We start from the raw sequence: 13,264 nt of genomic DNA, 5'->3' as shown, positions 1-13,264 counted from the left end.
CACATCAAGCGCCCCGCATACACGGTTTTTCACTCAGCGCAAAGCCAGAAGTTGACCATCACGCGACACGACATAGGCAACCCCGTTGACAATCGCCGGACGTGTCGCAGCCCCTGCAGGCAATGCAATGCTGCTGACCAGGCTGCCATCAACCGGATCAAAGCCGCGCATCACCGCATCAGAGGAGGTCACCCAGAGCTTGCCTCCTGCAAGGACCGGCCCGTAATGGGCGTAAATCGCCTTGCGTTTCTTGACTTTTTCCTTGGTGAAATATGGCAGATCCACCGCCCAGATCCGTTCGCCGCTGGTGGCATCCAGGCGCACTAGTTTTGCCTCATCCGAGATCAGGAAGGCCGAACCGCCGGAAACCCAGATTGGGCTGATCGCCCCCTCGGTGGCCGTCCAAAGGCGTTTGCCCGAGAGGGACAGCGCAAAGCTGCGGCCAACCGGATTGCCAACATAGATCACATTGCCCTGCACGACGGGGGCTGCCGAGATATCATTGATCAGCGCATAGCCCCGCCCGGCCCGTTCGCCGGTCACCAGCGCGTCCCAGGTGCGGGTTCCGCCTTTGGGAAGGGTGGCCACGATCTCTCCTGATGCGAAGGGCCAGATAACCAGGCGGTCGGTGACGGCAGGACTTGAGGTTCCCGTGATCCCGTCCGGGCTGGGGGTGCCGCTTTCGCGCCACTTCACCTTGCCGGTTTTCGCCTCAACCGCCCAGGCAATGTCATCCCTTGTCGTGACGTAGACGATGCCGCCATGCACGGATGGCGCCCCGTGGGCGGGCGCTGCGAGCTCCTGCTGCCATTTCACCTCACCGGTCGTGGTATCAAGAGCGGTCAACGTGCCAAAGCCAGACGTGACGAACAGGAGGTTCCCGGCAACAGCCAGCCCGCCTCCGGACGCATCGTCAGAACTATCCGTGGCTGGGGTCAGGTCACGGGTCCACAGCGTTTCCCCCGCGCCCGAGGTTGCGACAACCAGCGCGCGGCTGTCGAGCGTAAAGATGCGCCCGTCAAGGATAACCGGTTCCGCCGTAATACGGTGTTTGCGATCATTGCCCTGGCCGATATCTGCCGCCCAAACCAATTGTGGGCTGGCGGCCAATGCGGGGTGCTGCACCTGATGGGTGACATTACCACCAATATGCGTCCAGCTCGCATGATTGACCTGTTTGGGGAGCGTGATCGGGGCCGACACATTGTCCGGCGTCACCTCTTCCTGCTCAGTCGCAGACGTTTCGGCGGCGTCTTCCACCACCGCCATATTGGGGCTGCGCAGGGCTTCGCGCTGACCTGGCAGGATATATTCGGGTGGCGAACAGGCCGCCAACAGACCAAGGGCCACCATAATTCCGGTGCTTGTCTTCAGCTTCACCTTAACTTCCCCCGAAACACTTCTTATCATTATCAAATCAAGGCAATGCGGCTATGTTATTCGCATGCCAGCCCCGGATCAGGACGCCTCTGGCATCCCGCCCAAGGCTACAATCAACTGAGAGGCGCGCTGACGCAAGGCCCGAGATGCTTCTTCGTCGCTCAACAATGCCTGAAGGCGGGAAATTGCCGCGTCTTTTTGGCCCTGAGCCAGTTCGACCAGCGCCATCTGCTCTTCTGCCATGACACGGAAGGGTGCCCCGGCCACCAAAAGCGGCTCCAGATGTTCTACCGCCTGTTGCGGCTCCATGTCCGTGCCTGCCTGCATGACCAGTTTCAAGGCTGCAAGGTCCCGATAGACCTTGGGCAGGGATGCATCCTGTGCAAGGCGTTCCAGAGAGGTTCGCCCCTCCTCGGCATCAGCAGCCAGAAGAGACAGAACCGCCTTGGCATCCCCTTCGACCGCAACCCCTTGCAACATTTTGGCCCGCGCCGCCCGATCTTCGAGTTCTTCCGCCGCGAGAATGGCATCGCCTACAGCCTCGGCCTTGGCCTGCGCCTGCGCCTTGGACCATTCATTATAGGCCGCGCCCCCGACCAGCAGCAGAACGCCGGTCACACCAATCCAGCCATATTTCCGCATCAATGCAAACAGCTTGTCTCGGCGGACCTCTTCGGTCACCTCGTCGATGAAATTCTCGGGATTGCTCACGATATGCGTCCTTTAACTTGTCTTGCACCCTTTTGCCTCAAAGCAGGCGGATTGCCAAGGGGATCAGGCAGGTCCATTTATTGTCGGAAAAGTTGCCGTAAGGGCACCCGGCCTGACAGGTGTCATATCCCCTATTGATCAGCATTTCCACGTCATTTTGCTTGCTGAAAAGCACACGCAGAGCTTGTCCCCGGGACGCACCGCTCCTATCTTCTCACCTAAAATAGTGTTTACAATAAATATACCGACAGGATCTGAAATGCGCGTTTTTCCAGTCATTGCCGCCATCGCCGTCGTCACCGTTCTCTATCTGGTGATCTTTCAGCGCACCAGCCTGAAAGAGGCCATGGGCATTGCGCCGCAACAGGTCGCCGGGCAGGTCGAAGAATCCGCCCCCTCCTCCTCTTCACCGGCTGGTGGTAACATTGCAAAAGGTGTTTCCGTAATCGCTGTCGAAACGATTGCCCGCGATATCGAAAGTGCAGTGGTCGTGCGCGGGCGCACCGAAGCATCACGCCGGGTGCAGATCCGGGCAGAAACTTCAGGCCAGGTCATTTCTGAGCGGGCGAACAAAGGCAGCACGGTCGCGCAGGATGATATCCTGTGTCAACTCGACCCCGGCACCCGCGAGGCAAGCCTGGCAGAAGCCCGCGCTCGTCTGGCTGAGGCCCGCGCCCGAGCGCCGGAAGCAGCCGCCGGGGTAAGCGAAGCACAGGCCCGACTCGACGAAGCCCTGATCAACCTCAACGCGGCCGAAAAGCTGTCGCAAGATGGCTTTGCGTCGGACACCCGCGTTGCCAATGCCCGCGTACAGGTCGAAGCGGCCAAAGCGGGCGTTATCGCGGCCCAATCCGGGGCCATAAGGTCTGCTTCGGCAATCCAGTCGGCAGAAGCCGCTTCTGCAGCTGCGCAACATGAGTTGGACCGCACCGTAATTCGCGCCCCGTTTGGCGGTCTTTTGGAAACCGACACCGCCGAGCTTGGCGCTTTGCTGCAGCCGGGCAGTGCCTGCGCAAGCATCATCCAGCTCAACCCGATCCGGTTGGTTGGGTTTGTGCCAGAGCTGATGGTGGATATCGTGGATCTGGGCAGTCCCGCCACGGCACGGCTTGCCAATGGCGAGGAGATTTCAGGTGTGGTAACCTATGTCGCCGACAGCTCGGATCCGGAAACCCGCACCTTCCGGGTCGAAATCGAAGCGGAGAACGGGGAAAAACAGCTTCGCGAAGGACGGACCGTTGAAATCTCCATTGCGGCCCCGGGGCGACAAGCCCATCTTCTGCCGCAAAGCGCATTGACATTGGATGATGACGGGCATCTGGGCGTCCGTATCGTAACCGATGCGGGGCGTGCAGGTTTTGCCCGGGTCGAGATGCTGCGCGACAGCCCCGAAGGTGTCTGGGTCACCGGGTTGGGGGACCACGCCACCGTGATTGTCAGCGGACAGCATTATGTCACCGATGATGTCCTGCTGGATGTCACCTTGCAGGACAAAGACGCATGATTGGTATAGTCGACTGGGCCGCAACACGCGCCCGCATGGTGATTGCCTTTGTGATCCTGTCCATCGCGGCGGGGACATTGGCCTATGTCAGCCTGCCCAAGGAAGGCGAGCCGGATATCGAAATTCCGGCATTGTTTGTGTCGGTCCCCTTCCCCGGAATTTCGGCAGCAGACAGTGAGCGCCTTCTGGTGCGCACCATGGAAACCGAGCTGGCCGATATTGACGGGCTCAAGACCATGTCCGGCACGGCTGCAGAAAACTATGCCGGTATCGCGCTGGAATTTGAATTTGGCTGGGACAAGACCCGTGTCATGGCAGATGTGCGCGACGCCATGAACACGGCTGAGGGGAAGTTCCCGGATGGGTATGAGAAATACTCCATCAACGAGATCAATTTTTCGGAATTCCCGATCATCATCGTCAACCTGACCGGCCCGGTGCCGGAGCGCACCCTGATCCGGGTGGCCAAGGACCTTCAGGATCAGCTGGAAGCGGTTGATGCGGTGCTGGAGGCCTCTCTTGCCGGGTATCGCGATGAGATGGTCGAGGTCGAAATCGACCCGCTCCGGCTCGAGGCTTATAATGTCACCGCGGATGAGTTGATCCGGGTGGTGCAGTCGAACAACCAGTTGATTGCCGCCGGGGACGTGAAGACCGCCAGCGGCTCTGCCGCGATCAAGATCCCGTCCTCCTTTGACGAAATCGAAGATATTTATGCCCTGCCGGTGAAGGTCAATGGCGACAGTGTGGTCACATTGGGTGATCTTGCCTCAATCCGGCTGACCTTCGAAGATCGACGGGGCACCGCGCGCTTCAATGGGCAGAACTCGGTGGCCCTACAGGTGGTGAAACGCAAAGGGTTCAACCTGATCGACACCGCCGCACAGGTGCGGGACGTGGTCGCCAAGGCCAGCGCGCAATGGCCTGAGGAGTTGCAGCAGGCGGTGCATGTGGGCACCTCCAATGACCAGAGCTTTATTGTCGACAGCATGGTCAAACAGCTGGAAGGGTCGGTGATCACGGCCATCGCACTGGTGATGATCGTGGTGCTGGCAGCCCTCGGCATCCGCTCTGCCCTGTTGGTGGGGTTTGCCATCCCAACCTCGTTTCTGCTGACCTTTGCCCTGTTCGGGGTGCTGGATGTGACGATTTCGAATATCGTGATGTTCGGTCTGATCCTCGCGGTTGGGATGCTGGTGGATGGGGCCATTGTGGTGGTCGAATATGCCGACAAGAAGATCAGTGAAGGTGTGGGACCGATGGAGGCCTATACCCGGGCCGCCAAACGCATGTTCTGGCCGATCGTCAGCTCAACCGCCACCACACTTTGCGCCTTTCTGCCCATGTTGTTCTGGCCCGGCATCCCCGGACAATTCATGGGGTGGCTGCCGAAAACGCTCATCTTCGTGCTCTCCGCCTCCCTTCTTGTGGCACTGGTTTACCTGCCGGTGGTGGGCGGCGTGTTTGGGCGGTTCGAACGCTGGTTCCAGGACCGGGTCCGAGACATCGCGGATGCGCGTTTCTGGATCCACAACCTGCTGTTTCCGATTGCAATCGGCGCAATCATCCTGTGCAGCTATCTGGCTCAGGCCAGCCTGACAAAAGCGATGGGGCTTCTGTCCACAATGGACCAGACCGCCATCCTGTCTTCGGTCGTCCCGAGCCTGGTCGGAGCCTTTGTCCTGTTTGTGGCCGTGGCCGGGTTTTCGGCTCTTGTAATCGGCAGCCTGCTTTTGGTGATTTTTGCCATCAGCGCCCTGTTCAAAAGGATACGTCGCCGTCTTCAGGCCCTGAAAACGCGCCTCTTTCCCAAAAAAGAAGCCCATGTCGAGGGCGGGCACCGGCGCACGGCGCTGGGTTACCTGATCCATGCCATCGCCGCCAACCCGGTGATGCCGCTGGTTGTGATTGGCTTCATCTTCACACTTGTCGGCACCGTCTTTATCTATTTCACGAACAATAACAAAGGGGTGGAGTTTTTCACCGATAGCGAACCCGAACAGGCGATTGTCTATGTCCGCGCCCGGGGCAACCTGTCGATCGAAGAAAAAGACGCCATGGTGCGACAGGTGGAGCGCGTGGCGCTTGGCACCAAGGGGGTGGAAACCGTCTTTGCCTTCGCCGGAGAAGGCGGGCTGAACCAGAATACCGGCGGCGCTTCCGGCCCACGCGACTCGATTGGCCAGTTGCAGCTGGAACTTGTGGCCTGGGCCGACCGGCCCTTCATCGAGAAAGACATCAAGCTTTTGGGGTTCATCCCGTTTACAACCGTGGAAATCGACCCGGAATATGACGGCGATTTCGTCATGGAAAAGTTGGAAAAGCGGCTGTCTCAGCTGCCGGGCATTCGGTTTGAGGTTCTGAACCTGAACCGGGGGCCAGCCTCGGCCAAGCCGGTGCACCTGCGGCTGAAAGGGGATGACTGGAACACGCTGCGGGCCGCAACCCAGGCTGCCGTGGCCAAGTTCAACGCCACGCCGGGGCTGACGCTGATCGAAGATACCCTGCCCCTGCCCGGCATTGACTGGCGCATGGATGTGGATGTGGAGAAAGCGGGGCGTTACGGCACAAACGTCGCCACGGTTGGCGGCATGGTGCAATTGGTCACCAATGGGATCCTGCTGGACACAATGCGGGTCGACAGCTCAGATGAAGAGATCGAAATCCGCGTGCGCCTGCCCGAAGATCAGCGCCTTCTGTCGACACTCGACACGCTGAAACTGCGCACGCCCACGGGGCTGGTGCCATTGTCGAATTTCGTCACCCGTAAACCGGTCCCAAGCCTGGCGCAAATCGACCGGGTGGATCAAAGCCGCTATTATGATGTGAAAGCCGGTGTTGCAAATGATCTGGTCAAGCTGGTTGACCGCGATGGTGGGGAACAATTTGTCACCAACGCCGAGGCGGACAGGGCGCTTGCCGCTGACCCTGAGTTGAAACGGGTTGTTGTCACCCCGGCCGAGCGGATCGACGCCATCACCAACTGGATCAACGCCACTGGCCTGCCCGCGGGGGTGACCTATGAATGGACAGGTGACCAGGAAGACGAAGCTGAAAGCCAGGCCTTCCTTGGTCAGGCCTTTATCGGCGCCCTGTTCTTGATGTTCATTATCCTGCTGGCGCAGTTCAACAGCCTTTACAACTCGGTTCTTGTCCTGCTGGCGGTGGTTCTGTCCACCACCGGGGTTCTGATCGGCATGTTGATCATGGGCCAGCCCTTCTCGATCATCATGACCGGGACCGGCATCGTTGCGCTGGCGGGGATCGTGGTGAACAACAATATCGTGCTGATCGACACATATCAGGATTATTCGCGCTACATGCCCCCGATTGAGGCGATCACCCGCACGGCCGAGGCCCGCATTCGCCCGGTGCTGTTGACAACCGTCACCACCATGGCCGGTCTGGCCCCGATGATGTTCGGCCTGTCGCTGAATTTTGCCGACGGGGGATATTCCATCGACAGCCCAACCGCGCTTTGGTGGAAACAGCTCGCAACCGCCGTGGTCTTTGGGCTTGGCATTGCCACTGTTCTGACACTGGTCTTTACGCCCTCGATGCTGGCGCTTCGGGTGTGGCTCTCCGCCGGCGCTTACCGCTCACTTTCAGATTTGCGGGCTCTGGCCCATCGTCGGGGCGCGGAAGCCCGCGACGCCGCCCTTGGCAAAGCGGCCAGGAAAACCGCTCTGAACGAACTGATCTGGTCGGACATCCTGCCCGAGACGGACAGCGATCAGCCGGAAAACACGCCGGAAACAGGGGCTGGCGAAGGTGATGTCGCCCCCGGCGTCGCCGACATTCAACGGGTGCTGTCGGGCCCGGCAGGAGAGGATGAGGTTCAGACCGACACCGACGACGGCACCGAAACCCCGGAGAACGATAAGGCCCCCTCCTCCAGAAGCAGCGCTGCGGAGTGATACCGGTCATCACGAAGCAAGCAGGCGTGCAGTGCAAAAAGAAAGGGGCGGAAAATCCGCCCCTTTTTCTGATCCGTATCTCTGATACTGTGCCCCGGCTTCGCGCACGGCTGCAATCATTGATCACGCCACGCCAGCCATGTCTTCCTCGCTGTCGCTCGCCTGACGGGCCCACATGGCGGCATAGCGCCCCTCGCGGGCCAACAGCTCCTCATGGCGACCCTGCTCGACCACTTGCCCCTGCTCCAGCACCACAATCTGGTCCGCGTCAGCAATGGTCGACAAACGGTGGGCGATGGTAATGACCGTGCGCCCCTGCCCCATTTCCCGCAGGCTGTCCTGAATATCGCGCTCGGTCTGGGTGTCCAGCGCCGAGGTGGCCTCATCCAAAAGCAGGATCGGCGGGTTTTTCAACAAGGTGCGCGCAATCCCCACCCGCTGCTTTTCCCCACCTGAGAGTTTCAATCCCCGCTCGCCAACAGGCGTGTCATAGCCTTCGGGCAAGCCGACGACAAAATCATGAATCTTTGCCGCTCTGGCGGCGGCCTCAACCTCGGCCCGCGAGGCGTCAGGATTTCCGTAAGCGATATTGTAATAAATCGTGTCGTTGAACAGGACCGTATCCTGCGGCACCACGCCAATTGCATCATGCAGGCTGTCCTGCGTCACATCCCGCACGTCCTGCCCGTCGATTTTCAGCGCGCCACCGCTCACATCGTAGAACCGAAACAAAAGTCGCCCGATGGTGGATTTTCCCGACCCGGAGGGCCCGACGATGGCCACGGTCTGTCCGGCCCCGGCCTTGAGCGAGACCCCTTTCAGGATCGGTCGTTCCGCATCATAGCCAAATTGCAGATTGTCAAATTCCAACGCTGCGCCATCAACTTTCAGATCCGGTGCCCCCGGTTTGTCTACCACCTCGGCGGGTTGTTCGAGCAGGTCAAACATCTCCCCCATATCCACCAATGACTGGCGGATCTCTCGATAGACGGTGCCGAGGAAATTGAGCGGCATGGTGATCTGGATCATATAGGCGTTGACCATGACGAAATCGCCCACTGTCAACTGGCCCTGTTCGACCCCGATCGCGGCCATGACCATGACCGCCACCAGACCACCGGTGATCAGAAGCGCCTGACCGAAATTGAGAAAGGCCAGAGAATAGGAGGTCTTGAGGGCGGCCTTTTCATACCCCTCCATCGCCACGTCGTAACGGGCTGCCTCACGCGCTTCGGCGCCGAAATACTTCACCGTTTCGAAATTGAGCAGGCTGTCGATCGCTTTCTGGTTGGCGTCCGTATCCTGTTCATTCATCTCTTTGCGGATTTTTACCCGCCATTCCGTGACTTTGAATGTGAAGGTTACATAGGCCCAAATCGTCACAACAACGGCGACCAAATACCAGACATCAAAGACAAAAAATAGAATTGCGGCAACCATTGCCAGCTCAAGGATCAGCGGCCCCATCGAAAACAGAAGGAACCGCAAAAGGAACTCGACCCCTTTCACCCCACGCTCAATGATCCGGCTCAGCCCCCCGGTCTTGCGCGTGATGTGATAGCGCATTGAGAGGCGGTGAATATGGGTAAACGTTTCAAGGGCAAGCTGGCGCAGGGCCCGCTGCCCAACGCGTGCAAAGATCGCATCACGCAATTGCTGAAACCCATTGGCCATCACCCGTGCCAGACCATAGGCCAGCGTCAGCCCAACCGCCCCCAGGCCAAGCAAGGTGGCGGGGCTTGCGTCTTTGGCAAGCGCATCCACCGCTTCTTTGTAAAGGAAGGGGGTGGCCACGGTGACCAGCTTGGACAGCAGCAACATCGCCATCGCCCAGATGACCCGGTTTTTCACCCAGCCCTGCCCCTCGGGCCAAAGATAGGGCAGAACACGCTGAATAATCCTCAGGCTGTTATCCGGGGCTTTTGTCGCCGTGATGTGATTATGTCTCATGCAATGCCCTCTTCCTCACGCCCTGGCAGATCAAAGGATGGGCGAAACAAACACATAGGCCCCCCCCTGCCAAAGGTCGAGGGGGCCCAATCAAATAAGCCTGTGACGGGCCGGATCAGTTTGCCGCAGGCACCTGGAACACCTGACCGGGATAGATCAGATCCGGGTTGCGGATTTTGCCCCGGTTGGCATCAAACACCTGCACATACAGGACCCCTTCCCCCAAATTCTCGCGCGCAATGGCCCAAAGGGTTGCGCCCGGCTGCACCGTCACAAGGCGCGGACGGGAGGGGGCGGGATCCGGCTGAACTGCATCTGTGGCAGGCGCAGGCTCTGCCTCGGCGCCAATCTCCGACGCGGGCCCGGCTTCGGCGACAGTCTGGACCTCAGGCAAGGGGGCGGCCTGATTGTCCGGGGTCGCGGCCAGATCCGTCTTCTGAGCAGAAGCCACCCCGTCCGCACCTGCCCCATCTTGCGCACCAGACACAGGCTGTGGCGCTGGCGTGTCAGTGACTTCAGAGGACAGGGTGGCAATCTGCGCAGGATCTTCCCGTTTGAACGGGGTTTCAACCCGCGACAGGACAGTGCCATTCGCATCACGGGCCTCGACGCTCAGGTCATAAACTCCCGCAGCCACTGCAGGCAGGTCCATACGCCATTGCCCATCTTCCCCAACCGTGGTGTCCATCAGCTCTGCACCATCCAGAAATACCTGAATAGTGGCGCCCGCAACCGACCGCCCTGCAAGAGTGACGGCTCCCAGCGCATCATAGGCGATGCTGTCGATCCGAACCTTCTCTTCCTCCTCCACGGCGTCCTGCAACACCTTAATCCCCTCTTGATCCGCCAACAGCACCTGAGGCGCTGTCGGTGAACCGGTTTGCGCCCCGCTGCCCTGGGCAGTGTCGCTTTGTGCAAGATCGTCGGAAGGATCGTTTCCGGGACTGGCGGAAGAGGCGTCTGACTCCGGCTCAGAGGTGGCCAGAACCGGTGCGGCGATCGGACCAATGATGACCGACTCATCCGAGCTGCGAAGCTCTTGCCCATCGACCATCAGTTTCATGACACGGGGGGTATCAGATGGGGGCAGCGACAGGAGTGCTACAAAATTGCCGCTGCCATCCACCTCAACCTGCCCCGCTTCTGCATCATCCAGAAGGATCTGCACTTGGGCGCCGGGAGCGGCCTGACCGGCAATAACCGCGGCCCCGTCGGGATCAACCCGCACCACGTCAAACCGAGGTGTCTGCGCGGCGGGGTCTGCCTCGTCGGTCCCGGGATGCTCCGCCGTGTCTGTCGGGGCGGGCGTTGTCGTGGTGCCGGTCGTATCTTCGCCCGTCCCCGGTTCCGCAACCATCTGGGGTTGCCCCCCAGTCGTTTCCGGGGCCCCGGTATCGCGCGACACCCACCAGCCAAGGGCCACAAGCACAAGCGCCAGCGCGGCACCGCCACCAACCAGCGCCCCGGCACCCGTGCCGGAGGTTTTCTCTGAAGTCATCTTCATCCCCTTATGGCCGGATCAACGGTCTTCCCTTCCTTTGATCTGGCCTGTTGTTTCACCTGTCAACGCCTACGCATTTCACACTGATACCAATCCAATGTCCCGCCTCAGTTTTCGTTCATGACCCTGTCTGTTTCAGGGCCGCAGGCTTGTCTTTTCCGCTAGGTCCGGCAAACCTGCCGCGACGCTTGAGCAAACCTAGCAACCTCGTTATCACCGGTCAAAAGATCTATTGAAAGAAATGCCTATGTCGACCTCTGCCGCTCTCACCTATTCTGCCTCGGTCTGCGTGTTCTGTGGTGCACGTATGGGCAATGATCCCGCCTTTGAACACAGCGCGGTCCAACTGGGGCAGGTCCTTGCAAAAGAAGGCTGGCGTCTGGTCTATGGTGCCGGCGATGTAGGCATCATGGGGGCGGTGGCGAAATCGGCGCAGGCCGCTGGGGCCGAGACCTTTGGCGTGATCCCAGTGCATCTGATGGGGCGCGAAGTTGGCAAGCGGGATCTGACCGCCTTTGTGGTCACCGAAAACATGCATGAACGCAAGAAAGTCATGTTCATGAACTCTGACGCGATTGTGGTGCTGCCGGGCGGGGCCGGGTCGCTGGACGAGTTTTTCGAAGTGCTGACCTGGCGCCAGCTGGGGTTGCACGACAAACCGATCATTTTGCTCAATATCAACGGCTATTGGGATCCGCTGATTGCCCTGATGGATCATGTAATCGCACAGGGCTTTGCCGGGTCTGACATCCGCGACAACACGCTGGTTGCGGATGATGTAGATCAGATGACGGCGCTTTTGCGCGACCGCCTGAGCGCGCGTTCCTGACCGAAAGCGGCCAGAGAATATATCACCAATGCGGCCCAGATCAGGGGCAGCGCAATGGCATGCCAGCGGGTCACCGGTTCGGCAAATATCAGGCTTGCGCAAAGAAATTGCAGGCTTGGGTTCAGATATTGCACCACACCAACCGTGGACAGGGGCAACTGCTTTGACGCATAGCTGAACAGGATCAGGGGGCCCGCGGTCAGGGCCCCGGAGCCGATCAACATCAGGCTGTCAAAAAGGTCATGGCCAAACGCCCCCAGATTGCGATCAAACAGCCCGGTCCAGCCTTGCAGATGCACCCCCGCCAACCAGATCAGCGCCAATGGGGCCAAAAGCAGCACCTCAGCCGTAACTGAAACAACCGGCCCGGACTGCACCCGTTTTTTGATCACGCCGTAAAAGGCAAATGTGCTGGCCAGAAACAGTGAAATCCAGGGAGGCACCCCGAGACCAAAGGTCAGAATGGCCACGGCCAGAGCCGCCAGTCCAATGGCAACCAGCTTTCCACGCCCAAGCACCTCGCCATAGATCATCCGCGCCAAAAGCACGGTCACCAGCGGGAAGATGTAATAGCCCAGGCTGGCCTCGACCGCCTTTCCGATCTGGATCGAAATGATAAACCCGCCCCAGTTGGCAGAAATCATCACGCTGGCAATGGCCACCAGCAACACCCCCTGGGGGTCACAAAGCAGATGGAGAAGATCTGGCAAACGCCGCTGAACCGTCAGAACCGCGCTGAACAGGACAAGCGACCAAAGCGTGCGATGGCTGAGAAGTTCGAGCGGAGGAACATGCGCCAGAGCCTTGTAATAGAGCGGTGACAGCCCCCAGATGGTGCAGGCCAGCAAAATGGCAATAATGGCTTTGGTGCTGTCGCGCATTGGGGCTTTCCGGGAAGAGGTGAAAACGAAAGCATTTCACATGTGAATTCCGCGAGAAGATGGCATGGATTGGATCCAATCCCAAGCAAAAACCCCGCCCCGCCCTGAATTCATCGGCACGCCCCCAAACTCAGCTCTTGGAATAGCGCAAGATCCCTGCAATCCCACTGGCCCCATCAGAGGGGTGGTTCACGCCGTCATGCACCACAAGTTCGGGGAAATCGAACGGGCTGACCCCTTCCAGACAGGCGACATTTACCCCGTATTCATTGGGGTTGGAGCGGCGTTGATGATGGGTATAGATGCCGCAGATCTTGCAGAAATAATGTTTCGCTGTGCCTGTGCCAAATTGGTAGAGGGTGAGGCTATCCACCCCTCGGGTAATGCGAATGCCATCAAGCGGGGCAGACACGGCCACCGCACCCCGCATCCGACAAAAGCTGCAATCACAACGCCGGGCCCGGTCCAGGGCCTCGGACAACACCACGTCAAACTGGACTGCGCCACAATGACAGGCCGCTTTTCTCACATCACTCATACCCTTATCCTTTCCAATCTCACCAAACGAAAAGGGGCACCCAAAGAGCGCCC

At 59.5% G+C, this 13,264-nt stretch carries 9 protein-coding genes; 3 read left to right on the top strand and 6 right to left on the bottom strand.

What is annotated here, in order from left to right:
* Positions 1-33 precede the first annotated feature (33 nt).
* Together K3J57_RS04950 and K3J57_RS04945 are read right to left on the bottom strand one after the other, a co-directional pair.
* Positions 34-1,380, bottom strand: coding sequence for a PQQ-like beta-propeller repeat protein (locus K3J57_RS04950; protein WP_259794288.1), 1,347 nt, complete (start codon positions 1,378-1,380; stop codon positions 34-36).
* 78 nt (positions 1,381-1,458) lie between these two features.
* Positions 1,459-2,091: a tetratricopeptide repeat protein gene (locus tag K3J57_RS04945; RefSeq protein ID WP_259797334.1), complete on the bottom strand. Its 633-nt coding sequence runs from the start codon at positions 2,089-2,091 to the stop codon at positions 1,459-1,461.
* Between the two features lie 259 nt (positions 2,092-2,350).
* Between K3J57_RS04945 and K3J57_RS04940 the strand changes: the two genes are divergently transcribed.
* Together K3J57_RS04940 and K3J57_RS04935 are read left to right on the top strand one after the other, a co-directional pair.
* Positions 2,351-3,595, top strand: a complete 1,245-nt coding sequence (locus tag K3J57_RS04940; protein WP_259797333.1) for an efflux RND transporter periplasmic adaptor subunit — start codon at positions 2,351-2,353, stop codon at positions 3,593-3,595.
* A complete protein-coding gene (locus tag K3J57_RS04935; RefSeq protein ID WP_259797332.1) occupies positions 3,592-7,512 on the top strand; it encodes an efflux RND transporter permease subunit in 3,921 nt (1,306 codons plus the stop codon). The genes K3J57_RS04940 and K3J57_RS04935 overlap by 4 nt, the downstream gene beginning before the upstream one ends.
* A gap of 123 nt (positions 7,513-7,635) precedes the next feature.
* Here K3J57_RS04935 and K3J57_RS04930 read toward each other — a convergent pair whose 3' ends face one another.
* On the bottom strand, positions 7,636-9,462 hold the full coding sequence (locus tag K3J57_RS04930; protein WP_259797331.1) for an ABCB family ABC transporter ATP-binding protein/permease: 1,827 nt from the start codon (positions 9,460-9,462) through the stop codon (positions 7,636-7,638).
* A 115-nt stretch (positions 9,463-9,577) separates the two neighbouring features.
* The gene (locus tag K3J57_RS04925; RefSeq protein ID WP_259797330.1) at positions 9,578-10,960 is read right to left on the bottom strand and encodes a LysM peptidoglycan-binding domain-containing protein; all 1,383 of its coding nucleotides are present in this window, start codon (positions 10,958-10,960) and stop codon (positions 9,578-9,580) included.
* Positions 10,961-11,210: 250 nt separating this feature from the next.
* On the opposite strand from K3J57_RS04925, the gene K3J57_RS04920 reads away from it, so the two are divergent.
* Complete coding sequence (locus K3J57_RS04920; protein WP_259797329.1) at positions 11,211-11,792, top strand: LOG family protein; 582 nt, start codon at positions 11,211-11,213, stop codon at positions 11,790-11,792.
* Here K3J57_RS04920 and rarD read toward each other — a convergent pair.
* Together rarD and K3J57_RS04910 are read right to left on the bottom strand one after the other, a co-directional pair.
* Positions 11,747-12,673: an EamA family transporter RarD gene (gene rarD, locus K3J57_RS04915; RefSeq protein WP_259794282.1), complete on the bottom strand. Its 927-nt coding sequence runs from the start codon at positions 12,671-12,673 to the stop codon at positions 11,747-11,749. The genes K3J57_RS04920 and rarD overlap by 46 nt on opposite strands.
* A 130-nt stretch (positions 12,674-12,803) precedes the next feature.
* Positions 12,804-13,211, bottom strand: coding sequence for a GFA family protein (locus K3J57_RS04910; protein ID WP_259794281.1), 408 nt, complete (start codon positions 13,209-13,211; stop codon positions 12,804-12,806).
* Between the last annotated feature and the right edge of the window lie 53 nt (positions 13,212-13,264).

It is taken from the genome of Aliiroseovarius crassostreae (genome assembly GCF_025137635.1).
Classification (GTDB): Bacteria; Pseudomonadota; Alphaproteobacteria; order Rhodobacterales; family Rhodobacteraceae; genus Aliiroseovarius; species Aliiroseovarius crassostreae.
The sequence above is the reverse complement of the archived record's forward strand: the minus strand, read 5'-3'. Positions and strand labels throughout refer to the sequence as shown.

Coding starts and splice junctions, on each gene's coding strand:
- K3J57_RS04910 (WP_259794281.1), bottom strand. CDS start 13,211: ATGAGTGATGTGAGAAAAGCGGCCTGTCATTGTGGCGCAGTCCAGTTT.
- K3J57_RS04935 (WP_259797332.1), top strand. CDS start 3,592: ATGATTGGTATAGTCGACTGGGCCGCAACACGCGCCCGCATGGTGATT.
- K3J57_RS04920 (WP_259797329.1), top strand. CDS start 11,211: ATGTCGACCTCTGCCGCTCTCACCTATTCTGCCTCGGTCTGCGTGTTC.
- rarD (WP_259794282.1), bottom strand. CDS start 12,673: ATGCGCGACAGCACCAAAGCCATTATTGCCATTTTGCTGGCCTGCACC.
- K3J57_RS04940 (WP_259797333.1), top strand. CDS start 2,351: ATGCGCGTTTTTCCAGTCATTGCCGCCATCGCCGTCGTCACCGTTCTC.
- K3J57_RS04930 (WP_259797331.1), bottom strand. CDS start 9,462: ATGAGACATAATCACATCACGGCGACAAAAGCCCCGGATAACAGCCTG.
- K3J57_RS04925 (WP_259797330.1), bottom strand. CDS start 10,960: ATGACTTCAGAGAAAACCTCCGGCACGGGTGCCGGGGCGCTGGTTGGT.